General features: G+C 42.2%; 18 protein-coding genes. 11 read left to right on the top strand and 7 right to left on the bottom strand.

Features of this window, described 5'->3' with window-relative positions; translation table 11 throughout:
• The first annotated feature begins 58 nt into the window (after window positions 1–58).
• From I4Q58_RS05335 to I4Q58_RS05325, 3 genes are all read left to right on the top strand, one after another.
• The gene (locus I4Q58_RS05335) at window positions 59–1198 is read left to right on the top strand and encodes a methionine aminotransferase (protein ID WP_203294585.1); all 1140 of its coding nucleotides are present in this window, start codon (window positions 59–61) and stop codon (window positions 1196–1198) included.
• 66 nt (window positions 1199–1264) lie between these two features.
• Window positions 1265–1738, top strand: a complete 474-nt coding sequence (locus I4Q58_RS05330; protein WP_203294582.1) for an ankyrin repeat domain-containing protein — start codon at window positions 1265–1267, stop codon at window positions 1736–1738.
• A gap of 9 nt (window positions 1739–1747) precedes the next feature.
• Window positions 1748–2524 carry an amidohydrolase gene (locus I4Q58_RS05325; protein WP_203294580.1) on the top strand — a complete coding sequence of 259 codons (777 nt, stop codon included), beginning with the start codon at window positions 1748–1750 and terminating at the stop codon, window positions 2522–2524.
• Here the strand turns inward: I4Q58_RS05325 and I4Q58_RS05320 are convergent.
• Together I4Q58_RS05320 and I4Q58_RS05315 are read right to left on the bottom strand one after the other, a co-directional pair.
• Window positions 2466–4115, bottom strand: a complete 1650-nt coding sequence (locus tag I4Q58_RS05320) for an Ig-like domain-containing protein (protein WP_203294578.1) — start codon at window positions 4113–4115, stop codon at window positions 2466–2468. The genes I4Q58_RS05325 and I4Q58_RS05320 overlap by 59 nt on opposite strands.
• 23 nt (window positions 4116–4138) lie before the next feature.
• Window positions 4139–4801, bottom strand: coding sequence for a ComF family protein (locus I4Q58_RS05315; protein ID WP_203294575.1), 663 nt, complete (start codon window positions 4799–4801; stop codon window positions 4139–4141).
• A gap of 88 nt (window positions 4802–4889) precedes the next feature.
• Here I4Q58_RS05315 and I4Q58_RS05310 point away from each other — a divergent pair, with 88 nt between their 5' ends.
• Window positions 4890–5771: a coiled-coil domain-containing protein gene (locus I4Q58_RS05310; RefSeq protein ID WP_203294573.1), complete on the top strand. Its 882-nt coding sequence runs from the start codon at window positions 4890–4892 to the stop codon at window positions 5769–5771.
• A 65-nt stretch (window positions 5772–5836) separates the two neighbouring features.
• Entirely contained in the window at window positions 5837–7375 is a 1539-nt protein-coding gene (locus I4Q58_RS05305) for a glycine--tRNA ligase (protein WP_203294570.1), read from the top strand.
• A 7-nt stretch (window positions 7376–7382) separates the two neighbouring features.
• Here the strand turns inward: I4Q58_RS05305 and I4Q58_RS05300 are convergent, their stop codons facing one another.
• A complete protein-coding gene (locus I4Q58_RS05300; RefSeq protein WP_203294568.1) occupies window positions 7383–7655 on the bottom strand; it encodes a hypothetical protein in 273 nt (90 codons plus the stop codon).
• A gap of 304 nt (window positions 7656–7959) precedes the next feature.
• Here I4Q58_RS05300 and I4Q58_RS05295 point away from each other — a divergent pair, with 304 nt between their 5' ends.
• The 3 genes from I4Q58_RS05295 (at window position 7960) to I4Q58_RS05285 (ending at window position 16182) form a co-directional block, all read left to right on the top strand.
• Window positions 7960–10632, top strand: a complete 2673-nt coding sequence (locus I4Q58_RS05295; protein WP_203294566.1) for a GEVED domain-containing protein — start codon at window positions 7960–7962, stop codon at window positions 10630–10632.
• Window positions 10633–10827: 195 nt separating this feature from the next.
• Window positions 10828–13002 carry a T9SS type A sorting domain-containing protein gene (locus tag I4Q58_RS05290; protein WP_203294564.1) on the top strand — a complete coding sequence of 725 codons (2175 nt, stop codon included), beginning with the start codon at window positions 10828–10830 and terminating at the stop codon, window positions 13000–13002.
• Between the two features lie 249 nt (window positions 13003–13251).
• The gene (locus I4Q58_RS05285) at window positions 13252–16182 is read left to right on the top strand and encodes a GEVED domain-containing protein (RefSeq protein ID WP_203294562.1); all 2931 of its coding nucleotides are present in this window, start codon (window positions 13252–13254) and stop codon (window positions 16180–16182) included.
• A 52-nt stretch (window positions 16183–16234) separates the two neighbouring features.
• Here I4Q58_RS05285 and I4Q58_RS05280 read toward each other — a convergent pair whose 3' ends face one another.
• Window positions 16235–19672, bottom strand: coding sequence for a hypothetical protein (locus I4Q58_RS05280; RefSeq protein WP_203294560.1), 3438 nt, complete (start codon window positions 19670–19672; stop codon window positions 16235–16237).
• A gap of 125 nt (window positions 19673–19797) precedes the next feature.
• Between I4Q58_RS05280 and I4Q58_RS05275 the strand changes: the two genes are divergently transcribed.
• The 3 genes from I4Q58_RS05275 to I4Q58_RS05265 are packed head-to-tail and all read left to right on the top strand — an operon-like array spanning window position 19798 to window position 22561.
• Window positions 19798–20562, top strand: coding sequence for an exodeoxyribonuclease III (locus I4Q58_RS05275; protein WP_203294558.1), 765 nt, complete (start codon window positions 19798–19800; stop codon window positions 20560–20562).
• Between the two features lie 10 nt (window positions 20563–20572).
• On the top strand, window positions 20573–21523 hold the full coding sequence (locus I4Q58_RS05270) for an OmpA family protein (protein ID WP_203294556.1): 951 nt from the start codon (window positions 20573–20575) through the stop codon (window positions 21521–21523).
• Window positions 21524–22561 (top strand): NADP(H)-dependent aldo-keto reductase, encoded by a 1038-nt coding sequence (locus I4Q58_RS05265; protein ID WP_203294554.1) that lies wholly within the window; start codon window positions 21524–21526, stop codon window positions 22559–22561.
• Here I4Q58_RS05265 and I4Q58_RS05260 read toward each other — a convergent pair whose 3' ends face one another.
• The 3 genes from I4Q58_RS05260 to radA form a co-directional block, all read right to left on the bottom strand.
• A complete protein-coding gene (locus I4Q58_RS05260; RefSeq protein ID WP_203294552.1) occupies window positions 22562–23926 on the bottom strand; it encodes an acyl-CoA dehydrogenase family protein in 1365 nt (454 codons plus the stop codon).
• A 70-nt stretch (window positions 23927–23996) separates the two neighbouring features.
• Window positions 23997–25118: a M23 family metallopeptidase gene (locus I4Q58_RS05255; RefSeq protein ID WP_203294550.1), complete on the bottom strand. Its 1122-nt coding sequence runs from the start codon at window positions 25116–25118 to the stop codon at window positions 23997–23999.
• A gap of 31 nt (window positions 25119–25149) precedes the next feature.
• A complete protein-coding gene (gene radA, locus I4Q58_RS05250) occupies window positions 25150–26511 on the bottom strand; it encodes a DNA repair protein RadA (RefSeq protein WP_203294548.1) in 1362 nt (453 codons plus the stop codon).
• Window positions 26512–26551 lie beyond the last annotated feature (40 nt).

Genomic DNA, 26551 nt, shown 5'->3' with positions numbered 1-26551 from the left:
ATTTCAGCTTATTTTATACTTTTTAAAAACTGCATTGCTTTTTTTATATTGACATGCTATGATACAAAGCAAACTTCCAAATAGTACCGATAGTATTTTCAGCGTTATGAGCAAAATGGCGCACGAAACCGGAGCGCTGAATTTATCGCAAGGGTTTCCCGACTTTGAAAGCGACGCCGAATTAATCCAGTTGGTGGCAGACCAAATGAAAGCTGGCCATAATCAGTATGCACCCATGCCGGGCGATAAAGGCCTTCGCCAGGCTATTTCAGATAAAACGAATACCCTTCATGAGAAAAGATATGATCCAGGCCATGAAATAACGGTAACGGCAGGGGCAACCCAAGCTATTTTTACCGCCCTGGCTGCCTCGATACAGAAGGGCGATGAGGTGATTTTATTTGCACCTGCTTACGATTGTTATGAGCCAACCATAACGTTGTTCGGCGGCATTCCGAAACCCATTCAGCTGCAACCACCTGCCTATCGACCTGATTGGAACAAGGTTGAAGACAGCATTAATTCCAAAACCAAAATGATAATTATAAATACGCCTCACAATCCTTCAGGGGCGGTTTGGTCGGAAGAAGACATGAAACAGTTGGAAGCTCTAGCTGAAAAGCACGATCTGCTAATCCTTAGCGATGAGGTCTACGAACACATCGTCTTCGATGGCAGACAGCATTACAGTGCGGCGCGTTTTGAAGCCTTATCGAAACGTACGTTCATTACTGCCTCGTTTGGGAAGACCTTTCATAATACCGGTTGGAAAATGGGATATTGCCTAGCGCCAAAGCCGTTAATGGAAGAGTTCCGAAAAGTACATCAGTTTAATGTGTTTTCGGTGAATCATCCTATTCAAAAGGCGTTGGCGACCTATTTGCAGCAACCTTCACACTACGAGGAATTGCCAAAACTCTATCAACAAAAACGTGATTTTTTCTTACAGGAACTTAAAGGATCAAGGTTTTCCTTTACACCTTCCGAAGGAACGTACTTTCAATTGTTGAACTATAGCGACATCACAGAAGAAAAGGATACCGAATTTGCAGAACGACTTACGAAAGAGTTCAATATCGCGACAATTCCTACTTCGGTCTTCAACAAAAACCAACAGGATTTTAATCAATTGCGTATTTGCTTCGCCAAAGAAGAAAAGACCCTGAAAAAAGCAGCGGCTATTCTTCGAGAAATATAGCGATAGGATTCTTAAATGAACGATAAAAGAGGCCTTTTTCTACCGATAGTTTCTTACTTTTAAAACATGAAAAAAGAACTTTTTGCGGCCATTCGTGAAAACGATGAAAAGCAAGTTACCAGCCTTTTAGACGAAAATCCTTCGTTGGCATCGGAAACCGATGAAAGAGGTTTCACGCCCTTATTGCTAGCCAGTTATTTTGGCTTTGAAAGGCTTTCAGAAATCATCATTCAATATCCACAGGATATCGATGCGCAAGATGCCTCTGGGAATACCGCCTTGATGGGCGTTTCTTTCAAGGGGCACGAAGGCCTTGCCTCGCTATTATTGAAGCATGGCGCAAATCCTGATAAGACAAATTTTAATGGTAGTACTGCACTAATTTTTGCGGCCACCTTCGGCAAAGAGGATATCATCTCTTTGTTGTTAAAACATCATGCAAATGCTTCCATAGCGGACGATAGCGGTAACACAGCTGCAGATCATGCGAAAATGAGGGGGTTCTCAAATATTGTGTCGCTGCTCGAATCCAAAAAATGATACGATTGTATGTCTGAAAAGCTTTCGGTTACCTTACTTCAAAAAGAATTGCATTGGGAAAATCCTGAAGCAAACCGTACGATGTTTTCAAAGGCGCTAGCATCTCTTCAGGAGCAGACCGACCTTATCATACTGCCGGAAATGTTTCCAACTGGGTTTTCCATGCATGCAGAAGCATTGGCAGAACCGACAGAAGGACCCAGTATGAAGTGGATGCAACAACAGGCGAAGGAATTTAACTGTGCGGTAACGGGAAGTGTAATTGTTGAAGATGATGGAAATTTTTATAATAGGCTCTATTTTGTGTTTCCAGATGGATCTTTTTCAACATATGACAAAAAACACACCTTCACATTGGCGGGTGAACATAAGGTCTATAGTGCAGGCGAAAAACGTGTAATAGTCAATTATAAAGGGTGGAAGATTTGTCCTTTGGTTTGCTATGACCTTCGGTTTCCGGTGTGGGCACGAAACACGGACGATTACGACCTATTGCTCTATGTTGCTAATTGGCCAGCAAAGCGTGTGGTCGCTTGGGATGCACTGTTGAAAGCTAGAGCCATCGAGAATATGAGTTACTGCATCGGAGTAAATCGTGTTGGTAAGGATGGAAACGACCATGAATATGTAGGTCATTCGGCGGTGTACGATGTGTTAGGCGAACGAATATCCAAAAATTGGGAAGGCGAATTCATCGAAACTGTCACCCTTCAAAAGCAGCATATCGCTACTCTTCGGGATCAGTTGCGGTTTCTACAGGACCGAGACGCTTTTCATTTAGATTAAACGTTTCATTTAAACTCCAATTCGCACGAATTTCCAATACCGTAGGATAGTATACTACTTTTTCTGGCTGTGTCCGGCTTAAGAAACGGCCGGCATCCCATCGTTTGTTTTGGTTGGTGTCGTAGATAAGGCGGACGTAATAATTTCCAGGGGAAATATTTTCAAAAAGTATGGGGGTGTTCTCTTCTCTATATTTTTCTGCAACTACCTTAAATTTCGAATTTACCAATTGCACGAGTAGCGGAAACGATTGTGTGTTGGTAAGGTTCAGGGTAAGCGTTCCATATTCGGAAACAGCTTGTGTGCGAATCTTATAGGTGAGTGTGTCGTTCGACTTGCCGAAGAAGTCGGTAAAAGCTTCAGGCAAAATAGTTACATTATACTGTTTTTCATACTCTTTCCGAAAAGCTATTTCAATGATATTATACTGGTTATCGATTCGAGAAGACGTATTTACAGGAATGCTATCGCTTACTAAAATTTGAATTTTACTATTATCTATTGCCGTAATGGGTGTGTTTGCCTGTAAACGAAAGGTGTCTTTTGGGACCATTAGCCCAGCATTTAAGGCATCAATTTTTAGGGAATCGCTAAACAATTCACGAATTCGGGTTACTAAGGTGTCTGTTTGTTCATTATTGGATGCTAGGAATACCAGCGAATCCTTTGTGATTTCTGGAGTAAACCAATAATGAAGCGTGTCCTTTTCGCGATCCCAATACGAAGCAGCGGTGAAGGTATCGGGAACTTCACTCAGAACTTCAAGTGAAGTGGCTTGCTGCGAATTTTCGAATCCGAACACAATATGATTTTTGGTCAGATGCCGTGGAGTGGTAGCCTTGTAGTCTGGAATTTCCTTAAATAATTGAAGTGTATAGCTGCTATCTGTAGGTAAGGTAACGGTTTCTTCAACAAATGCGATTTTGTCAGATTTCGGTTGAAAGATATAGTCACTATTTTGTTCTTTCAATGCTAAAAGCAAATAATCGCCTTCTTTTAAATTGGTAAGTTCAAAAGATCCCAAACTATCGGTAGTGGTGGTGATGTAAGTAGGCTTTTCATTAAAAATCGTTGAGTCGTTGAAAGCTTGATTCCTTTCGTAAAGCATGACGGTAACGGGTATCTCAGGATTTGGTAAGAGTGCGTCCCGAACCTTTCCAGATAGTTTTAAGCTATCAATATAGTCTCCAGTGGAAAATACATACTTATAATATTCAAAAGGATTTTCCTCATTGTTATCTACAATGCTTTCCCCAAAATTAATACTGTAGGTGGTATTTTCGCGCAGGGTATCCAAAAATCGAATACGAATCGATTTTGATGTGGTAAGTGGTGTTATTTCAGGTGAATTCTCCATCGGAGGAGAAATAATCAAATTTTGCTGAAGGTTCTTAAGTTTAATGAATTCGTCGAAAGTAATACGAACTTCCTCTGCATCGAAATTGGTAGTGTAGTTATCAGGATTACTCCGAACGATGATCGGGGGAATGGAGTCGCGAATCCCTCCTGTAGGAGTTCCCCTTTTGGCACAGCGACCAAAGGACAGTACTAATAATAGGCCGACAATCGTATATAGGAAACGAAACTTCATGCCGACAAAAATAAAGAATCTTTCTACGCAATGGCCATGGTGGCTACACTAAGTTGGGTGGTAGGCGATAGCAACAATTGTTGGGCGCAGTTCTCCAAGGTGGCTCCGGTGGTAACAATATCGTCTACCAGCAATATATGTTTGTCCTCTAATTCAGATATGTTAACAACAGAAAATACGGGTGTTGCTTGAAAACGCATACTTCGCTTTTTGAAAACCTGCGAGTTGTTTTTTCGCTTCTTTACTAAAATGTCATCTCGATAAGATGTGTGTAGCGCTTTGGCAATTTCTTTTCCAAACCCAGTGACTTGATTGTAGCCACGCTTACGAAGCCGCTTTTTGTGAAGGGGAACAGGAATAACCATATCGATATTTTGGTACGATGGTATTTCTGAAAGTTCGGCTCCTAGCCAGGCGCCAAAGAATGCACTTAGCTTTTCTTGATTTTTATATTTCAACTTATGAAGCAAGAGCTGTGTGAGTCCTTTTTTTTGAAACTGAAGCAATGCGGTAGCATTTTGTAATGGAATTCTTCCGTAGAAGATACGTTTAAAGGCTTCATCATCGCGCCGATGGTGACAGCTTAATGATAACGCATTTCGGCAGCTAGCGCAAAGGGTTTCTTCCCTACCCACCAACAGCTCGGAACATCCTATGCATATCTTGGGAAATAGTATATTTAACATTTTTTAAAAACTTTTACCATTTTGTAAACAAAAGCTATTCACCGACTTACTAATTTAGCATATTCAAAACAATTTATCCTAAACAACTATGAGCGAGGAAAATAACGGCACAAAGTTTAAGGTCCTGATTGGGGTGTTATCGGTATTGTTAATTGCCTTAGCAGTATACACCGTAACCCTGTATAACGATAGTAAGGATACGGTAAGCAACCTAGAGCAGCAGAAAGAAACTATTGAAAATGAACTCGAGGAGCTCATTGCAAATTATGATGAAGTAATTCAAGAAAACGAGTTAAAAGACAAAGATCTTTTGGCTGCGCGAGAACGAATCGAGGTGTTATTAGACTCGGTAAAGGATGCAAAAGCAAATGCAGCATTGATAGATCGGTATAGAGCAGAAATTGGGCGCTTGAAGGAAGAGCGAAAAATGCTTTTTAAACGAGCGGATAGCTTAATAGCAGTTAATGAGCGCTTAGCAATAGAGCGTGATAGTACTACTACCGTATTAACGGAAACACGTAAAGTGGTCGACTCTGTAAACGAACAAAATACCGAAATGGCGGAAACCATTAAAAAGGGATCTATTGTAAATGCAATCGATTTAAAAGGTGATGCAGTAATTGTTCGAAACAGCGGAAAGGTGGTAGATACGCGCCGGGCTAGCAGAGCCGATAAATTACGCGCTTGCTTCACCTTGGCACCAAATCCAATTGCTAAAGCTGGCGATCGCGATATCTACGTACAGGTTATCAATCCGAAGAATAATCTATTGGGTGTGAAAGAGGCCACCGAATTTGAAAACGGGGTCTTAAGTTATAGTAAGAAAACAACGGTATTCTATGAAAATGAAGAATTGGACGTATGTGTTTTTGTGGATGCAACCGAAAATAATTTAATTGAAGGCCGTTATATAATTAATGTATTCGATGGCGGTACGCAAGTAGCAACAACTACAATGGAGTTGCGATAAAAATCTAATTAAAAAAACCAAAACCGCTACAGCTTAAGTTGTGGCGGTTTTTTATTTTTGTGCCTATGGCAAACAACGACGATCATTTTAAGAATGTGATATCCCATGCAAAGGAGTATGGGTATATTTTTGGCTCCAGTGAAATCTATGATGGCCTTAGTGCTGTATACGATTATGGTCAGAATGGAGTAGAACTGAAGAAAAACATCCGTGAGTATTGGTGGCGAAGTATGGTGTATATGCATCAAAATATTGTAGGCCTTGATGCCTCTATCCTGATGCATCCTACTACTTGGAAAGCTTCTGGCCACGTCGATGCCTTTAATGATCCGTTAATTGATAATAAGGATTCTAAAAAGCGATACCGTGCCGATGTGTTGATTGAGGAGTATGCCGAAAAGCTTGAGCAAAAGGCACAGAAGGAAATCGCAAAGGCCAAAAAGCGCTTTGGGGATGATTTTGATGAAGAACAGTTTGTGACTACCCATCCACGGGTAGTCCGATACCGCACCGAACAAAAGGAAATTCTCCAACGAATGGCGCGCTCTTTGGAAGCAGAAGATTTAGCAGATGTGAAAGCTTTGATCGAGGAGTTGGAAATTGCCGATCCTATCAGTGGTAGTCGCGAGTGGACCGATGTTCGACAGTTCAATCTTATGTTTGGCACCAAATTGGGTGCCTCTGCCGATAGTGCTACACAACTTTACTTACGTCCAGAAACGGCCCAGGGGATTTTCGTAAATTTTCTAAATGTCCAAAAGACTGGGCGTATGAAAATTCCTTTCGGGATTGCCCAGACAGGAAAGGCCTTCCGTAATGAGATTGTGGCACGTCAATTCATATTCCGCATGCGCGAATTCGAGCAGATGGAAATGCAATTTTTCGTGCGTCCTGGCGAGGAGTTGAAGTGGTACGAATACTGGAAAGAAACACGTTTAAAATGGCACCTTTCTTTGGGGTTGGGTGAAGAGAATTATCGCTTCCACGACCATGAAAAGTTAGCGCATTACGCAAACGCTGCAGCTGATATTGAATTTAATTTTCCGTTTGGATTCAAGGAATTGGAGGGAATTCACTCTAGAACCGACTTCGACTTAAAAGCGCATGAAGAGCATTCAGGGAAGAAACTGCAGTTCTTCGATCCGGAATTAAAGGAAAGCTACGTTCCTTATGTGGTGGAAACATCCATCGGGTTAGACCGAATGTTCTTGGCGGTTTTAAGCAATGCCCTACAGGAAGAAACCTTAGAAGATGGGAATACGCGTACGGTTATGAAGATACCATCTATTTTAGCTCCCGTAAAGGCAGCCATTTTTCCATTGTTAAAGAAAGACGGACTTCCAGAGATAGCCGAGGAAATCGTCGAGCTTCTGAAATGGGATTATAACGTGCTATATGATGAAAAGGATGCCGTAGGACGTCGTTATAGACGTCAGGATGCAGCTGGTACACCGTATTGTATTACAGTGGATCATCAAACCAAAGAAGATCGAACGGTAACATTACGAGACAGGGATACAATGGAACAGGAGCGCATCGCTATAGAAGATCTTCCGCAGCGATTACGGAAAAGCATTTCGTTTCAGTCTTGGTTAACGACATAAAAATCGCTTAACGTGTTTGGATTTCATCGATTCTTACAGGATTGGCATCCTCACAGCGATTTGCCATTCGTAGGCCAGTAAATTTTATCCATACCTTCATTGCATCTTTCTTATAGGAAGCATCGAGATTGATAGGGTCTATTTTATAGGATAAACCTTCAACTTCCATGATATAGGGACAGCCCTCAGAGGAGCGGTTTGCCATGATGGTTGCTTTGCTATATCCGTCTTCCGTCATTTGTACTGAATCGGACTCGCTGGAAGTTTCAGAATCATTCATGTTTTTAGTGCTATTGCAGGCAAATATTAATAAGAAACTGCATAGGTATATAACTTTTGCTAACATAAGATATGGTTTTTCAAGATTGAAATTACAAATTATATGCCATTTAAGTGTTGTTTATTTACTGAATTTTAACAAAAACAGCGAAAGTCAAGAGAGGTTGTTTTAGGGTTCAAATCTTTTTAAAAATATTGGGTGTCAATGGTTTGTTGTGATAAAAATCTTTAAATATCGCATTGTTTTCTTAGTAATTGCTTGTATTTTTATGTTTCCCTTAAGAAATTAACTTAAATCAATTACTATGAAGTTGAAGTATTACTTAGTAACACTGCTTTTTCTAGGCGCTTTATCACTTTCGGCTCAAGATAAATTTGGACCGACATCAAGTGGAACCTTAGAGGGTCCAGTTTATGTACCTAGTATTGCAGAACAAATTCAAAATGGAACCCTTAAGCTTGCGGAAGACTCAAGCGATAAGATGGGTCATCCTAAAGGCCGCCACGGGAATAGAGTGGTGCCGGGTAAAGGATTCCCAAAGGAAGGTCAAATTGACGAAAAACTTCAGGAGCAGCAAGCAACTGAATTGCAGCGTGTTCAGCCGCCAACACTAACTTTTTTATCGACGACTAATACGGCTACCCCTTCAGATCCGACGGGAGCGGCAGGCCCAAACCATTACGTTGCGGCATGGAATACCGCATTTCGAATATTCGACAAAAATGGAAATCCGCTAACGCCAGCAGCCTCTCTTGCAACGCTGTTTCCAGGAAATGCAATTGGTGACCCAATTGTTTTTTATGATGCAGAAGCAGATCGTTTCGTAGTCACAGAATTCGATAATAATCCGAACGGATTTAACGTTGCGGTTTGTCAAGGATCAGACCCCGTTAATGATGGATGGCATGTCTATACCACTGGCTTCGGAACTGGGGCATTTCCAGATTACACAAAATTTTCTGTATTTGGAGATGTTTATATGGTTACGGCCAATGTAAATAATGGAGCGAATGGTGACCGTGTATTTGCCGTGGAGCGAAATGAAATGTTGAACGGAGACCCTGCGCAGTTTGTAGGCTTCCCATTACCAGGAATCTCAACATTTGGTTTTTATAGCCCACAGGCTTTTCATACCACAGACGATCAGTTAGCACCTGCTGGCACACCTGTACCAATCGTTTATATGCAAGATGATGCTTGGGCTGGAGTAAGTGATGACCATCTTAAGATATGGAACGCTGAAGTAGATTGGAGTAATATTGCGAATTCTACGATTTCAGCGGCTCAGGAAATTACTACCGAAGATTTTATAGGGGTATTCGATGGTGGAAGCTTTAGTAATTTACCCCAACCCGCTGGACCCGATCAAGATGCCTTGCAGGCGACTATTATGAACCAAGCACAATATCGTCGTTTTGGCACTTATAACTCCGCCGTGTTCAACTTTGTAATCGATACGGATACAGGTGGTGGTGAGTTAGCTGGTATTCGGTGGTATGAGCTGCGTCAAACAGCAGATGGACAACCTTGGACTATTCATCAAGAAGGAACCTATGTTTCACCGGTTAACAATAAAAATGCATTTTCTGGTAGTATGGCCATGAACAGCAATGGAGATATTGGTATGGGCTATACAACGGTAACGAGTACTGAGCGTGTTGCCATTTATTATACGGGACGTTTCGCTAGCGATCCGCTTAACGTTATGACGGTTTCTGAGGAACTTATTTTCCAGAGTACAGGTAACAATCCGTCTAACCGACTGGCAGATTATACTCATTTAACAGTAGACCCTGTAGATGATTCATTCTGGCACGTCGCTGAGGTATTTGATCCAACACGTCGTGATGTGGTGGCCAATTTTTCACTTACACCGCCGCAACCAGATGATATAGGGGTTACTGAAATTACTACACCAGTAGATGGGCCATTAACTGCTGCAGAAGATGTTAGCATTATGATACGAAATTTTGGTAGTAATGATGTTACAGATCCCGAAGTTCAATATACAATTGATGCAGGGACACCTGTTGTGGAAACTTATAGCGGAACGATCGCCGCGGGTGAAATGGTACCATACCTTTTCTCTACCACTGCAGATTTATCTACAGCCGGGCAGACATATACAATAGAGGCACGTACCAATCTTCCTGGCGATTCTAATCCGACCAACGATGCAACTACCAAAGATGTTACGAATGGTTTAATTTATTGTATCCCTACTGCTACTCAAGGATGTAATGTTGATGGTATAAAGAAGTTTGTCCTCAATACTATTGATGCAGATGACGGAGGAAGTGGTTGTAATACAGAGCCTGCGGGAAGTCCTCAAGGATATTCTGATAGAACAGATCTGTCAACACAATTGAGCAACGAAAGCGGTTCGAATGTCTATACTTTACAGGCACAGCAGAATTGGTCTGGTGGACCTGGCGTTGAAGCGCTTTCTGTTTGGATCGACTTCGATGATAATGGTACTTTTGATGCTTCTGAACAACTTATTGCTGGTGAATTCTTCCAGGAGGCAGGTGTTTTAGAGGATTTCACTCTTACAATTCCGGTGGGGGCTGCTTTAGGTTCTCACGTTTTGAGAGCGAAGGCGATTGATACTTCTGCCGATGGCGACATTAACAATCCTTGTAGCGATTTTGCTTTTGGAGAAGTTCAGGATTATACCGTGGTAATTGAGGGAGTGCTATCTACTCCGGATCCAACGATTTCCGAAGGAGAATTAATTGTTACCTCACTGCCAAACAATCAGTTTGAAATTTCGTTAGTAACATCTTTCGATGGTACAGCGTCTATAGCTGTTTATAATATGTTAGGTCAAACATTAGCCTTTAATAATCTATCGAAAGATGGAGATCGCTATGTTTACGATTTAGATATGTCGTATGTTTCATCTGGAGTTTACCTAATTAAAATAGGAGATGAAGCAAGTAAAACGTATCAATCAGCTAAAATTGTGGTAAAATAACAATTTGTTTTCCATTCATAAATTTAGAGCGGACCCTAGTGGTCCGCTTTTTTTCTATCTCAGGCTATTACCCTATTAATCCTGTGGGCGTTTCTATTTTGTTAATTCCTGAAATTTAGCTCTTAATAATTGTTAAGAGAACTTTAAAGTTTTATTTTTATCCCTCTTTAATAAAAATTAACTAAACTATTTCTAATGAAAATTAATTACGTAATCACAGCCATTCTTATGATGGCAGGATCTTTTGCTTTTGCTCAAGATGCGAGTAATTTAGGTCCGACAGATGCTGGGCTGATGGCACCACCGCACGTGGTTCCTAGTATTGCTGAACAAATGCGAAACGGCACTTTTATTGAAGCAGATAATACTCCGATGGAAGGTAAGCCAAAACGAAAAATAGGTAATACTATCGTCCCAGGGAAAGGCTCTAGTGGTATCGATGGTGCGCTTCAGACAGACCCTCCCTTCAGAACTGGGAAAGCACCAATATTAACATTCGAAGCAGATATTTCTCAAGCAACCCCTTCAGATCCGACAGGAGCAGCAGGGCCGAATCATTTTATCGGCGGCTGGAATTCTGCTTTCCGAATTTTTGATAAAACAGGAACGCCATTAACTGGTGAAGCGTCGCTTGCTACCATTTTTCCAGGAAATGCTATCGGAGACCCAATTATTTTCTTCGACCCCTATATCGAAAATGAACCAGGAGAACCAAGAGGACGTTTTGTAATCACAGAATTCGACAACAATCCAAACGGATTTAACGTCGCGGTTTGTCAAGGGCCAGATCCTGTAAATGATGGATGGTATGTATACACCACTGGTTTTGGAACAGGCGCTTTTCCAGATTATACAAAATTTGCACTTTGGTCAGATGCGTACTACGTAACAGCTAATATCGGCTCCTCGAACCGTGTATTCGCTGTCGAACGCGAAAAAATGGCAAAAGGTGAGCCGGCACAATTTTTAGCATTCCCGCTTCCAGGAATTGCTACTAACGGATTCTATAGCCCACACGGCTTCAATGCAACAGGAGGTTCTGAGCCAGAAATAGGAAACTTTCCACTTGTGTATCTTCAGGATGACGCTTGGGGCGGAGTTTCCGAGGATCATTTAAAGATTTGGACCATTAATGTCGATTGGGATACGCCGAGTAATTCCACAATTTCAAACCCAGCACAGATTATTCCGACAACCGATTTCATTAGTGTGTTCGATTTCGGATCTTTCGCGAATTTAGATCAGCCTGCAGGACCTGATATCGATGCACTTCAAGCGACGGTAATGAATCAAGCACAGTTTAGAATGTTTGATGGTTATAATTCAGCATTATTGAACTTTGTAGTTGACACCGATCCTACTGGTGGAGAATTAGCGGGAATTCGTTGGTACGAACTTCGTCAGACCGAGCAGGGAGAACCATGGACAATCCATCAAGAAGGTACCTATACCGCTCCTGATGGAAGACATGCTTTTTCAGGAAGTATGGCAATGGACATCTTCGGAAATATCGGGATTGGATATAGTAGTCTAAGCAGTACCGAAAGTCTTTCTATTCGTTATACGGGGCGATTGGCTGATGATCCACTTGGGGATATGACTATTGCTGAAGAACTAATTGCTCAGGGTGGAAATAGCCCAACGACTCGAGTGGCCGATTATGTACATTTGAGTATAGATCCTACTAACGACCAAACGTTTTGGCATATTGCAGAATACTTCGATCCTACACGTCGTGACGTAGTGGGCGTATTCGAACATGCTGTTCCAGAAGCGAATGATGTAGCAATTATAAATTTAACACCCAATACAGGTGAACTAACGGATGCTGAGGAAATCACAGTCGAAATCCAAAATTACGGTACGGCTACACAGAGCAATATTCCGGTAAGCTATTCTATAGATGGCGGAGCATTGGTGGAAGAAACCTATACTGGTTCATTGGCACCGGGTGCTGTTGATACATATACATTCTCTGAAACCGCAGATTTATCAGGGCTTCAAACCTATAGAATAGAAACCCGTACATCTTTGGGTACAGATGCTTTTTCAGAAAATGATATTTATGGAGAAAATGTTCGAAATGAGGAAGAACTCTCTATTGCAGATCTTCAAATTGAAAACGCAGAACTTATTATCTCTTCTGCCGATAACAAGCATTTCGATATTCAATTACGAACTATTTATGACGACAAGTTACATTTAGCCGTATATGATATTAATGGTAAATTGCTAACCTCTAATTACCTTGTTAATGAAGGTGGCCGTTATACTTACAATTTAGATATGTCATATGTGGCATCTGGAACGTATCTAGTTTCATTAGGAGAAGGAGAGCTCCAAAAATCTTCAAAGATTATTGTTAGATAACAATGATAAATAGTTTAGATGTTAATAGCCCGGCCAATCTGGCCGGGCTATTTATTTGTAATTTTATAAAAACAAGTATCTATATGACTTAAATCATTCTTCGACAAACACTTACATTGGAGCTCGACAACCATTAGTATTCCATGTTTAAATTTCGATAAGTTAATAAATGTCAATAGTTCCTAAAAGCCTTGTTAAATGCTCTTCAATCCATTATTTTTAGGGCTTTTAATTTTAAACCCAACATTCATGAAAATTAGATTTTCTACTTTTATTTTTCTCTTTGCCATGATTTTGGGAGTTTCTGCTCAAGAAACCGATCAGCATAAGCCCATAGAGATCGGGACGGTAGACAACTTCCAACATGTGCCATCAATTGCTTCCAGAACGAATTTACCTCCGGCAACCACCAAAAAAGCAGAAATGCAAGATGGTCGTTCCTCAAGAAACGTAGTTGTTCCTGGAAAAGATCAACAAACCGAAAACGATTTCTTTGCCTCAAATCCACATCAATTGGAAAAGGCGTATCAAGCGAAATCACCATCCCTTGTTTTTGATGCTGCAGCGTCAAACTCACAACCTACAGACCCTTCATTGGCAGTAGGACCAGACCATGTATTTGTAGTTTTTAATACTGGTTTCACAATTTATGATAAATCTGGTAACCAATTGGTGCCTCAAACCGCTCCAACGGCAATTTTCCCTAGCGGAGGATGTTGCGATTTGACGGTATCATACGATAACCTCGCGGAACGATGGGTTATCACTTTCCTTGGAGGTGGTGCTCAAGTGGCCGTTTCCGATGGGCCAGACCCAATAAATGATGGTTGGTATACATATACCATTAATACTATCAATGACTATCAAAAACTATCTGTTTGGAGCGATGGGTATTATATTACTGATAATACTTCAAACGCTAGCAACCGAGTGTATGCGTTGGAACGTGATGCTTTCCTAGCGGGAGACCCTTCCGCTCAGGTGTTGACTTTCGATCTACCCGGAATTGCTACAAACGGATTTTACAGCCCACAAGCTCTAAACATTACAGACGATAATCACCCAGCTCCTGGAGCTGCTCCAATTGTTTATCTACAGGATGATGCATGGAGTGGTGTTTCTGAAGATCATGTGAAACTATGGACGATCGATGTAGATTGGGATACGCCATCAAACTCTACCGTTTCTAGTCCAACAGAATTGGTTACGACAGAATTTATTTCTGTCTTCGACGGTGGTAGCTTTTCAAACTTGACACAGCCTGGTGGTGGTATTCCGATTGATGCACTACAGGCAACTATCATGAACCAAGCACAATTTAGAAAATTTGGTAGCCATAACTCTGCAGTTTTCAACTTTGTTGTAGACACAGATGCTACTTCTGGAGAACGCGCAGGTGTTCGTTGGTTAGAACTTCGTCAGGCTGGCGATGGACAACCATGGAGCATTTATCAGGAAGGAACCTATACTTCCCCTGATGGAAAACATGCATGGCATGCAAGTATGATGATGGACCTTCAAGGAAATATCGGTATGGGATACTCAGGAATGGCTGGTCCAGATACGCCTAATCCAACCGATTTTAGAGTTAGTTCTTATTACACAGGCCGCTATGCTGCCGATCCACTAGGAACCATGACAGTAGGTGAAGAGCTTATTGCTTCAGGTAATGCAAATATTCCAGGTTTACGTTACGGAGATTATAGCAAAATCGACCTTGATCCAGTAAACGACAAAGAATTCTGGTTCATTAATGAATATATGAACAGTGGTCGTAAGGATGTCGTTGGAGTTTTCCAAATTGCACCAAATTTCAACGATGATGTTGGAGTGGTAAGTATCGATCAACCTGTTACAGGTACACTAAGTGCTGCTGAAACAGTAGAAATTACCATTTTCAACTATGGGCAGAATCCAGCTTCAAACTTTGATGTTACTTATCAAGTTGACGGTGGTCCTGTAGTGACTGAAACCTTCACAGGAACCATTAACTCTGCTGAAACAGCTACGTATACATTTACAGCAACAGCAGATCTTTCAACAGTAGGTCAAACGTATTCTATTACTTCATCAACCGATTATGGAGCAGATGAAGACAATACAAACGATAGCACAACCAAAGAGGTTACCTACCTTGAACCTAATGATATTGGTGTTAGCAGTATCCTTTCTCCTAGTTCAGGTGAAAACTTAACGGCTTCTGAAACGGTTACAGTAACCATCAATAACTATGGAGGTGAACCTCAAAGTGATTTCGATGTAAGCTATACCATTAACGATGGAACGCCAGTTACCGAAACTGTTGCAGGTCCATTGGAAGGGAACTCAGATGTTGATTATACCTTCACCCAAACAGCCGATTTATCGGCGTTTGGAACGTATAACTTCGCCGCATATACAGATTTAGCAGGCGATTCTGATGAAACAAACGATGAGGCTACCAAAACTGTAGTGAATTCAAACTGTCAACCTCAAAGTGACTGTACGCTAGGTGACGGTATCCGTTTATTTGAATTGGGTACTATCAGCAACACTTCAGATTGCGAGCCTGATGGTTATGGTGACTTCACAAACCTGATTACAGACCTTCAACAGGATACTACTGTACCATGTACTGTAACTACCGAATATGGAGACCAGTTTGTAACGGTTTGGATCGACTTTAACGACGATTTCGTATTTACGAGCGATGAGAAGATTGTAGATAATTACGAAATTGCCAACGGTCAAGCCGGTGGAAACTACACCGAAACATTCGATGCGGTAATCCCTGCAGGAGCAACTCTTGGTGAACACTTAATGCGTGCCAAAACAAACTGGAACGCTGCAGTGCCAGAAGATGCTTGTGATGAGACAACTTTTGGTGAAACAGAAGATTATCGCGTGAATATCGTGGAAGAATTAGGTGTGAATGAAAATGCTTTGGCTGACAGTGAATTGATTATTTCAAGTTCAGATCAAAAGATTTTTGATATTTCATTGACGACCCAAAGCGATATCGACAAGCTAGAAGTTACCGTTCATAATGTATTGGGACAACAGTTGGTTTTCTATCGTAAGGATCTAGAAAACGGATCGTTCAACTATACTTTAGATATGTCGTATGTAAGCAGCGGCGTGTACCTAGTACGTGTTGGAAACAGCCAATTCGGAAAAGTTGAGAAGATTATTGTTCAATAATATTTTTGAATCTTCTAATTGAAAAGCTCCCTTTCTAGGGAGCTTTTTTATTTTAAAAGAATGCCCGTAGCTGAACACTACCTGTATGAACCGCCTTACTGGTTTCGCTCTTCCTTCCGAAATAGGAAAGGTTGGCATCTAAATACTTCGTAATTCGTTTTTGAAATAATAGTTGCCAGGTAAAATTTGTACCTGGCTGCAAACCTTCCAACATCTGATAGGCCACTGGCGAAAAGGCACTTCCTGAAAATTCATTTTGAATAAAGGTGAATTCCCCATTAATTGAGATTTTCGCAGCATTCGCATACGCAAAGGCCAGGCCGGCTTTTTGTTGATCCAAGGATTCTTCCGCTCCCAAAGCGTTATTCTTGTTGCCAAACTGATAAAAAGCGTCAAACCTTGTTTGCGGATTCAACAAATACGACACTTTTGGTTGAAACTCATACGTATCCAATTTGAAATTTCTGCCTGGAAAGTTCTGCGAGGTGCTTTCATTAATGCCTAAGGCACCGTTGAAGTTCAACAACCAACTTTCCCATATTTTATGGTTGAATTTCAACTGATGACTCTGTAATTCTGAAGACTGAAGCCCAACCGATAATAAGTTGTCATTCGATGTTGAAACAAATGTATAGCTAGTCGTATACTGCTGTTTCCCTCTGTTGAAGAACAACGCATTTCTAAAATTCAAGGTCAACCCCAATTGATCGTCTCCACCATCCTTAAACGGATTCAAATTGAAACCATCGTCATTTCGCCGAACCCTACGATCAATAACATAAGAGGTCTGATTATAAAATTTTGACAATAGCTTTAAGAAGCCTTCTTTTTGCGACCATTGTTGAGGGTTTAGGGTTAAGATCTGACTAAATTTATTCTGTCGCGTTTTGATAAAAATCTGGTTCGGCAATAATACCCGAACATACTCCGCCTGATCTTGAAATTGGGCGATTTCAAATTCCTCTAATTCCTGAATTCCGTTATTGTTGTAATCGTTCCATGTATAAATACCCTGTCCAGGCTCGGTTTCTACATAGGTGAATTCCTGTTGGGGTACTACTCCATTGCTAGATTCCAATGCAGTATTAAATCGGATCGCATTTTGAAATAGCGATTGGTTGTACAAAATTCTTGAATTCAAGGATTTTTCCGTCTGCCGCAAGTTATTTCCCAAACTGTCCACCCGATTTGCATATTCCACTTCCCGATAATTCGCAAACACCGACAGTTGTGAGGTCTTGGATTGAATGATCTTCGAACGTGCATAAATAGTCCGCGCCCTGTTGGCGCGTTCCAAAGCACCCTCTCGAACACTGTCATTAATCTGCTGTCGATACCCTGCCGTTACATACACATCGGTGCTGTCGCCGATACCTGCAAATACTTCATACGATTGAAGCCGTTGGCTAATTGGATCTAATTGCTCTGTTTCCTTGATTAATACCTTATTCTCCTCTAACCCAAGCTTTCCACCAATCCAAGCCTTATCAAAAGAATAGGCCGTCACATTGTATAATCGACTAAACTCAGTGTCCAGCGAATCGCTTTTGCTATTCAATACACTGGCCTGCAATGTGTTGGTGAGTTTTTTCATCTTAATAGCCGAAGAAATAACATGTCGTACGCCACTAAAATTATCAGAATATCCCAAATGTTGAAACTCGTAGCGCCCACCGCCAACATCGGGATCGGCTATTTCAAATCCTGCCGTAATATACTGTTGATTGCCCATTGGGTTCGTAAGGTTCCAGTCCCGATTGAATTCAATATTGTATAAGCGCTCGATTGTCCTAAAATCACGTTGAATAAAATCCCCCGTCGCGAAGGCATTCACCACTAAAGTATCTGCCGTTTTCAAGAGTTGTTGCTTTGCGGCCAAGCGGCCTGCAAAGCCATCATTATTGGCATCATCTAAATTCGAAAATAAATTCAGGTCATTCCGGCTTCCGGCGACTTCAAAAGCCACGTCCGTTTTTTCGGTGGGAGTATAACGACCATTTACACCAGCAATCTGTAGCTTCGTAGGAGCATTCAACGGAATAATCGGAGCGTAATTTCCCTGTGGAACACCACCGACCGGAGCCACATATTCAAAAATTCGGTTTATGGCACCCGTTTCACTTATAATATAATCCCCTTGATTGTCGCCAACCAAAGTGAAGCGAACCGTAAATAGTTCATCTTCAGGATTGTTCGAATACACAAAGATCTCTTCCCCATTCAAGATTTCCTTCCTGTATAAAATTTTATTTTCTGAAAAGGTCGTAGGTACCGCCGATGGAGCCGTCATTTCATCTTGGTCATCACCTGCATTACTCAAAATTTCAACCTGCTCTTCCGAGAGGTTCTGTTGAAGTGGTTGGTTCTTTGCATCGCTTTCAGAATAGACATAGGTACCAATTTGAAGCTTTTCCGACCTATGTTCGGCACCGCCATAGCCGATAAAGCGCGTATAATTCCTATCGGTGTATTGATATTCCACCACGATTCGCATATTGGAAGTTATAGGATAGGTAGGATTGAAGCGAATTTCACCCGCATTGTAATCGATGACATAATCATTATTCTCCCCGCGTTCTAATAACAGTCCGTTTACATACACCCGTTCACTTCCTGAAACGATCAGAATAAACAATTCACCGTTGGGTCCGACCAATTTATACGGCCCTTGATTTCCTTCTTCGCCCTGAAACTGACTTCGCTGAAATACACCTCTAACCAAGGCACCCGAAGCAAATGCTGAGGTCTGCGAGCCATTTTCATGCGTCATAGTGCCACCTAGGGAAATTCCCTGCACCTTTTTGGTAAACCGCGCAAAATAGCTGTCATTATTCTGTAAATCGACATCCCCGGCACGTATCTTCCAATTGTCACCGAACAGTTCGAGAAAGATTTGGTCAAATTCATCTAAATTTTGGGAATAACCACCCTCCTGATTCGGGATATTGGCATCCTGAATCGAGGCTCGAATTCCTACCTTATCGCTTAACTTCCCCGTTATTTGTAAATCCAACTGCGAGTTCACTACCACATTCTGATTATTTCCGATCGTGATCCCCCTAGAAATACTCCCCGAGGTATTTAACCCATCGAACGGTATAATAGGCTCTTGGCCCGAAGGTTCATCCAAAGCGTATAATCGCTCGATTGCACCCGTGTTCTCAACAATTTGGGAAGGATCGAACTCAAAATAATCGCGTGTCAAGAAGTCGGGATATCGGAGGTATTCTACCGTAATGGAATCTTCCGACGTTGTTGTTTCCTCTGTAAAGTATAGCAACGCCCGTTGAAAATCGACACGGTACAAGGAGGTGTCGATCACCTTTCCCTGTCGATCCAGAATTCGGAAGCGGTCAGGATTCAGGGAAACTGAATCCAATACAATGCTATCGGAAACAGGAACACGAATCGATCGTTCGTTCGAAGGTATCTCCTGTGCCAAGGCTATGCTTCCAATACACAAAGCAAAAAGTAAGGGCCATACTTTCATCAACTATACAACTTACAACAATGCGATTTATTTTGTGGACTAATTCTTGAAAACCTTTCAAAGTGGGGGTGGACAGAAAAAACAATCTTCCGTACTTTAGCCGAGAACTAAAAAATTCAATTGGTTTGAAAATACTTTCCTATAACGTAAACGGAATTCGTGCCGCCATGCGAAAGGGATTTTTGGAATGGTTACAACAGGCAAACCCAGATGTAATCTGCCTTCAGGAAACAAAGGCGATGAAAGAACAGGTAGATACCGAAGCCATTGAAGCAGCCGGCTATCCCTATCATTATTGGTTTAGTGCCCAGAAAAAGGGCTACAGCGGTGTGGCAATTCTTTCAAAAAAGAAACCCAAACATGTGGAATACGGGACCGGTATCGATTATATGGATGCGGAGGGACGAAACCTGCGGGCCGATTTTGAGGGTGTTTCAATTATGAGCCTGTATTTACCAAGTGGCACCAACATTCAGCGATTGGACCATAAGTTGACCTTTATGGACGACTTTCAACTATATGTGAATGAGTTGAAAAAGTTCATTCCTAATCTAGTCATCAGCGGCGATTATAATATATGTCACAAACCCATCGATATCCATGATCCGGTTCGCAATAAAAACGTTTCAGGTTTTCTACCAGTCGAACGTGAATGGTTGGGACAATTTATCGATAGTGGCTTTATCGATAGTTTTCGCCATTTCAATAAAGATCCACATCAGTATACATGGTGGAGCTACCGCGCCAATGCCCGAAATAACAACAAAGGGTGGCGCATCGATTACAATATGGTTTCGGAACCTCTACAAGAAAAACTGAAACGAGCCGTTATATTGCCAGAAGCCAAACACAGCGACCACTGTCCGCTGTTGGTAGAACTTGACCTATAAAACTTATGCCATGAAAAAACCCTTCATCTTACTTATAAGCGTAGCTTTTTTTACCTCTTGTGTATCCTCAAAGATTCACGAAGATTTACAAGACCGGTACGATGCCCTAAAAGCTGAAAACGAAAGTTTGATGGCGCAACTCGATAATGCCGATAGTAGCGGTAAAACATATTCTGCCGATTATCTTCGAGACGAAATTGAAACCTTAAAAGGTGAAAAAAGTCGATTGGAGATGGAATTGTCGGCCTGCGAAAGTAATTACGATCGACTGAAAACTTCTTACGATGCATTAGAGGAGAATAGCTCTTCAGCCTTGACCGAAAACTTGGAACGTAACCGCAATTTGCTGAAGCAGTTGGAAGAAAAGGAAAAGGCGTTAAATGCTGAAGCAGCTCGATTGGAACAATTACAAAAGGAATTAGCATCCCGTTCCCAACGTGTGGACGAGTTGGAAGGAATTATCGCTGCCAAAGATGCCAAGATGCGAAATTTGAAGGATGCCATTTCCGCAGCGCTTACGAATTTTGAAGGCAATGGCCTTACCGTCGAACAACGCGATGGAAAAGTATATGTTTCTATGGAGAACAAATTATTGTTCGATAGCGGGAGTTGGTCGGTAAACAGTCGCGGTCGCGAAGCAGTACAGCAATTGGGGGGTGTTTTGGCGCAAAACCCTGAAATTGCCGTCCTAATTGAAGGCCATACCGATAATGTTCCGTATGGTGGCAATGGTCCGCTACAGGATAATTGGGATCTTTCAACAAAACGTGCAACCGCCATTGTAACGCTGCTAACACAAAATTCGGGTATTCCGAAGGATAATCTTACCGCGGCGGGACGAGGAGAATACGCTCCGGTAGCGACGAATAGTACTTCGGAAGGTCGGGCAAAGAACCGTCGAATAGAAGTGATTTTAACACCCAAACTGGATGAGATTTCCAAACTCTTGAACGAGATGTAGATGAAGCATTCCCTTTTGCCAAATACCGATTTATCTGTAAGTGAAATTTGCCTTGGCACAATGACTTGGGGTGAACAGAACTCCGAAGTGGAAGCGCATGAGCAATTGAATTATGCGATTGAAAATGATGCAAACTTTATCGATACGGCCGAAATGTATCCCATTCCTGCAAATCCTGAAACGCAAGGCCGAACCGAATCCTATATCGGCTCTTGGCTGAAACAGACGGGAAAACGAAAGGATATCGTTTTGGCTTCAAAAATTGCAGGTCCCAATCGGAAGATGAGCCATATTCGAAATCCGCTCGACTTTAGCAAAGCTTCCATCGAAAAAGCACTACATGACAGCCTTAAACGATTGCAAACCGATTATTTGGATCTGTACCAATTGCATTGGCCCGAACGCCATGTGAATGTGTTTGGCATTCGAGAGTATTCCTACGGAAGAAATGCGGAGTGGGAGGAGAATTTCGAAGTAGTGTTGGATGCGTTACAGGAATTCGTGAAGGCTGGTAAAATTCGATATGTGGGATTGAGTAATGAAACCCCATGGGGAGCGATGAAGTATGCGGAAATAGCGAAAAAAGACGGACTAAAAATGGCGACCATCCAAAACGCGTATAACCTACTAAATCGTCGTGATGAAATTGCCTTAACCGAAGTGTTGGAAAAAGAAAACTACGGGTATTTGGCGTATTCACCGTTAGCTTTTGGAGTATTGACGGGTAAATATCTAAACAACGCGAAGCCGGAAAAATCGAGAGTAACATTGTTCCCAAGCTATCAACGATACAGCAGCGACGCGAGTCGGAAGGCTACGAAAGCGTATCATCAGCTTGCTTCAGAATATGATCTTTCACTCACTCAATTAGCATTGGCATTTGTAAATCAGCAGCCCTTCGTTTCTTCCACCATCATCGGTGCTACCAATCTTCAACAATTGGAGGAAAATATCAACAGTGCAATGGTGACGCTTTCACCAGAAATCCTACGAAAAATTGAGGCGATTCATCGAGAACAACCGAATCCGGCACCTTGATTAGCTTACAAAAGCACTATAACCTGTTATAGCACGACCCACAATCAACGAGTTGATTTCCTTGGTACCTTCATAACTGTAAATCGCTTCCGCGTCTGCAACAAAACGTGCAACATCGTGTTCAAGTAAAATACCGTTTCCACCCATCACCTCACGGGCGCGGCTTACTACATCGCGCGTTCGTAGGCTACAAAATACCTTCGCTAACGAAGCATGCTCATCGGTCAATAAGTCTTCATCCTGTAATTCTGAAAGACGGAAACACAGCGTTTGCATGGCCGTAAGGTTACTGACCATCTCTACCAAATGATTTTGGATTAATTGAAAGGAAGCAATCGGCCTACCGAACTGTTCCCGTTTTTTGGTATACTTCAACGCACTTTCATAGGCGCCTCTAGCACAACCAACCGCCTGCCAAGCAACAGCAGCGCGTGTCATTTTCAATACTTTCGCTATGTCTTTAAAGCTTTCACATTTTTGAAGGCGGTCGCTTTCAGGAACCCGACAGTCCTTCATCGTAATTAATGCATTTTGGACCGTTCGAAGTGCCATTTTGTTTTCCATCTTCTCGGCTTTGAAGCCTTCAGTGCCTTTACGAACCAAAAATCCTTTGGCACGACCACTATCTTCATCCGTAGCCCAAATCACTACCACATCAGCAAAGGTGGCATTCCCGATCCATTTCTTCTGACCGTTTAATACCCATTCATCACCTTCTCTTCGACAAGTCGTTCCTAAACCACCTGCCACTCCAGAACCTACATCGGGTTCTGTTAGTCCAAAGGCGCCAATTTTTTCCATCTTCTGCATGGCCGGTAACCATTCCTGCTTCTGTTCTTCACTACCACAAACATAAATCGAGCCCATGGCCAATCCGCTATGCACGCCGAAAAAGGTGGAAATAGACACATCGATTCTCGCCAACTCCATCGCAATGATTCCTTCCATCAAAAAGGTTTGTTCTTCTGGTCCGATACCGTCATACGCAATGCCGCAAATATCCAGTTCAGCCATTTTCGGAATAATTTCAAACGGGAATTCGGCACGATTCCAATATTCATTGGCAATTGGCTTCACCTCTTTTTCCATAAACTGTCGAACCTCCAACTGTATCTTTCGCTGTCGTTCGGTGAGTTTTAAGCTTAGATCATAAAAATCGCCATCGATAGGAGGGAGTTTATGTTGTCCTTTTTTGCCTTGGCTTTTCAACATTTTCATCAAGCCTTTCAGCTGTCGATCATCCAATTCGCCTACTGCGGTCATTACTTCCGGTAAATCGACTTTCTGTGAAAGTTTACCGAGGGCGTCCAGATCGACGTCCTTCATCAATTTTATGGTTTGCTTGATTTTTGAAAAAATAGACATAGCGGCAATTTTAGTTGATACCTAAAGATACACGCTCTGTTTGCGTCCTTCGCTTAACGAAACGTTAATTCTAAGGACTCACTTTCAGTAGGGAACGGTGCATAAAGCCTTTGAGTGAATCAGAAGGTTGAATGTGAAACCAGTTTCCTGTTTTACCCAATATTTCAACGGTATCTTTTTGTTGAAGGGAAGCGATTTGTGTGAAAGATGTGGAGGGCCCTAGGCGCAACTCCGCTTTATTTCGTGTTACCGCCGCTACTTTTGACGAAAATGGTTCTCCTAGATTGGGGATGTCTTTTTGTTCAATAAAAGGTAGCGGATTGATAGCACCTGAATATCCTTTGTAGATCCCAAAATGTAAATGTGGTGCGGTGGTACGAGCATTTCCACTGTTCCCAACAAGTCCGAGCGTGTCTCCTTTTTTAACCCTTTGCCCTCTTATAGCAATGATGCTGTCGAGGTGAGCGTAATACAAGGAACCTCCAAATAGGCCTTCGCGAAGCCATACCTGATTTCCGCCAAGACCTCGATTTCCTGTACTACTTACACGTCCGTCGGTTGCGGCAACTACTGGCGTTCCGCGTGGTGCAAAAATATCGACCCCTTCGTGGCTTCTTCTTCCGCCATCACGTGTAGCGCCCCAATAGCTTTGAATATCTTTATTTCCCTTCCCAGCTACCGGAAACCCGAAGGTGGGTTGTGTGAAAACGGATACTTGAAAAGGAGTGTTTGCCTCCATTTCGGGTTGAATAATGAGTTTATATGCTGCGGTTTCTTTTGCTTCAAAGGTTAATTGAGTTTCATTTTCCTCTGCTTGTGCTAGTGGTTTTTGTTGAAGCTGACCTTCCGAAAGTTTGAAGAGATCGATAAACACATGCACGCTATCCACATCCTTCATTACCTTCACCTGAAGCTGTTCTCCTTCTTGAAGGTCGATATTGTAACTATGGGCGTTTCGATTTGGATATTGGTATTGACCACTTTCCAAATACGGAAGTGAAATTGCTAAACTATCCCGTTTCCCTGCTTCGAAGGCGGTTTTCCATTGTTGATATTGAACGTTTTCTTCGGAAAAGTTCCGGGCATACACTTCACGAGCGGTGGGATTGGTAATGACATCCGTCGCCTTTTGAATTTGGGAACAGGCGGTAAGTATTACAAACGCCAACGTCCCTATAAGAATCTTTTTCATAGCACGTTAAAGGTGCAGAAATTGTGCCGAATTATCCGAAGAGATGCTGTACTACATCGTGCACCTTCGCCACGCGAATAATGTTGATGGTATACTCCTGTTTCGGAAGTTTGCAGTACTTCGAAATAACAATACTGCCAAATCCTAATTTCTCTGCCTCCAAGATACGTTGGTCTACACGAGTTACAGGTCGAACTTCACCAGCCAAACCGATTTCCGCAGCAAAGCAAAGCCGCTTATCGATAGCAATATCTACGTTCGAAGAGAGTACGGCTGCCACCACCGCCAAATCGATAGCGGGATCGTCGACTGTAATACCACCCGTCACATTCAAAAATACGTCCTTAGCGCCAAGCTTAAAGCCGGCACGCTTCTCCAACACCGCCAAGAGCATGTTTAGGCGTTTCACGTTATAACCGGTAGCACTTCGTTGGGGCGTTCCATAAACGGCGGTGCTGACCAAGGCTTGAATTTCGATCATCAGCGGGCGCATACCTTCCAAAGTTGCCGAAATAGCCGTTCCGCTCAAGTCTTCTTCATTCTTGGAAATCAAAATTTCGGAAGGATTTGCCACCTCCCGAAGTCCGCTACCCTGCATTTCATAAATGCCGAGTTCGTTGGTACTTCCGAAGCGATTTTTATGAGAGCGAAGTATGCGATAAATATGGTTGCGATCGCCTTCAAATTGCAATACGGTATCGACCATATGTTCCAAGATTTTTGGTCCGGCGATGCTTCCTTCTTTTGTAATATGACCAATGAGAATAACGGGCGTATCGGTTTCTTTGGCAAACTTGATTAATTCTGAAGTCGATTCCCGAATCTGTGAAATGCTTCCCGGACTGCTTTCAACATAATCGGTGTGAAGGGTTTGAATAGAATCGATGACCACAATATCCGGTTCGATTTCTTCAATATTGCGAAAGATATTTTGGGTTTTGGTTTCGGTAAGGATGAAACAGTTTTCGGATACCGGCTGAATGCGTTCCGCCCGCATCTTGATTTGCTGCGCGCTTTCTTCACCTGAAACATACAAGGTTTTATACGGCAATTGAAGTGCCACCTGAAGCATTAAGGTACTCTTTCCGATACCGGGTTCGCCTCCCAAGAGTGTAAGCGATCCAGGAACTAATCCGCCTCCCAATACGCGGTTGAGCTCGTTGTTTTTAGTGTCCATTCTGGCTTGTGGACTGGTAGAAATATCGGAGACTTTTTGTGGCTTCGCGGCTCGTTTTTTTGAAGCGGAGGGTGATTTCCAATCCTTTTTATCCGCCTTTTGAACGACTTCTTCCACTATCGTGTTCCATTCGCCACAAGAGGTACATTTTCCTTGCCACTTAGCGTACTGACTGCCACAATTTTGACAGAAAAAAGTTGTTTTCGTTTTCGCCATAGACCTGCTAAAATAAATATATTTACCGTAGGAAATGACG

It is taken from the genome of Luteirhabdus pelagi (assembly GCF_016827595.1).
Classification (GTDB): Bacteria; Bacteroidota; Bacteroidia; order Flavobacteriales; family Flavobacteriaceae; genus Luteirhabdus; species Luteirhabdus pelagi.
Note: the sequence above shows the minus strand (reverse complement) of the source record. Positions and strands in the feature narration are given on the sequence as shown.

Coding starts and splice junctions, on each gene's coding strand:
- I4Q58_RS05335 (WP_203294585.1), top strand. CDS start 59: ATGATACAAAGCAAACTTCCAAATAGTACCGATAGTATTTTCAGCGTT.
- I4Q58_RS05295 (WP_203294566.1), top strand. CDS start 7,960: ATGAAGTTGAAGTATTACTTAGTAACACTGCTTTTTCTAGGCGCTTTA.
- I4Q58_RS05300 (WP_203294568.1), bottom strand. CDS start 7,655: ATGAATGATTCTGAAACTTCCAGCGAGTCCGATTCAGTACAAATGACG.
- I4Q58_RS05315 (WP_203294575.1), bottom strand. CDS start 4,801: ATGTTAAATATACTATTTCCCAAGATATGCATAGGATGTTCCGAGCTG.
- I4Q58_RS05270 (WP_203294556.1), top strand. CDS start 20,573: ATGAAAAAACCCTTCATCTTACTTATAAGCGTAGCTTTTTTTACCTCT.
- I4Q58_RS05330 (WP_203294582.1), top strand. CDS start 1,265: ATGAAAAAAGAACTTTTTGCGGCCATTCGTGAAAACGATGAAAAGCAA.
- I4Q58_RS05285 (WP_203294562.1), top strand. CDS start 13,252: ATGAAAATTAGATTTTCTACTTTTATTTTTCTCTTTGCCATGATTTTG.
- I4Q58_RS05260 (WP_203294552.1), bottom strand. CDS start 23,926: ATGTCTATTTTTTCAAAAATCAAGCAAACCATAAAATTGATGAAGGAC.
- radA (WP_203294548.1), bottom strand. CDS start 26,511: ATGGCGAAAACGAAAACAACTTTTTTCTGTCAAAATTGTGGCAGTCAG.
- I4Q58_RS05305 (WP_203294570.1), top strand. CDS start 5,837: ATGGCAAACAACGACGATCATTTTAAGAATGTGATATCCCATGCAAAG.
- I4Q58_RS05265 (WP_203294554.1), top strand. CDS start 21,524: ATGAAGCATTCCCTTTTGCCAAATACCGATTTATCTGTAAGTGAAATT.
- I4Q58_RS05255 (WP_203294550.1), bottom strand. CDS start 25,118: ATGAAAAAGATTCTTATAGGGACGTTGGCGTTTGTAATACTTACCGCC.
- I4Q58_RS05310 (WP_203294573.1), top strand. CDS start 4,890: ATGAGCGAGGAAAATAACGGCACAAAGTTTAAGGTCCTGATTGGGGTG.
- I4Q58_RS05280 (WP_203294560.1), bottom strand. CDS start 19,672: ATGAAAGTATGGCCCTTACTTTTTGCTTTGTGTATTGGAAGCATAGCC.
- I4Q58_RS05290 (WP_203294564.1), top strand. CDS start 10,828: ATGAAAATTAATTACGTAATCACAGCCATTCTTATGATGGCAGGATCT.
- I4Q58_RS05325 (WP_203294580.1), top strand. CDS start 1,748: ATGTCTGAAAAGCTTTCGGTTACCTTACTTCAAAAAGAATTGCATTGG.
- I4Q58_RS05320 (WP_203294578.1), bottom strand. CDS start 4,115: ATGAAGTTTCGTTTCCTATATACGATTGTCGGCCTATTATTAGTACTG.